This is a genomic window from Lactococcus sp. EKM203L (assembly GCF_011800585.1).
Lineage (GTDB): Bacteria > Bacillota > Bacilli > Lactobacillales > Streptococcaceae > Lactococcus > Lactococcus lactis.
Map to the genome: position 1 here is coordinate 1 of NZ_JAALEQ010000072.1, position 222 is coordinate 222.

Below are 222 nucleotides of genomic sequence, written 5' to 3' on the forward strand. Positions count from 1 at the left end.
GGTAGCTCGTCGGGCTCATAACCCGAAGGTCATAGGTTCAAATCCTATTCCCGCAATATTTTAAGGGCTTTAGGGAGCCCTTATTTTTCTTATAAAAAACTCACCCTAAAGTGAAATTTTTTCGTTAAATAGGCGGAGCCTAGAATGGAAGTGAAAAATGAAAACAGGAGATAAAATTACATTATCTAATGGGGAACAAGCAACAGTCGTTTCTGGAGATGT

General features: G+C 38.7%; 1 pseudogene. It reads left to right on the top strand.

The annotated features are described in order from the left end of the window. Positions 1 to 157: 157 nt before the first annotated feature. Positions 158 to 222, top strand: a pseudogene (locus tag HFD15_RS14630) (bacteriocin); the annotation flags it as partial.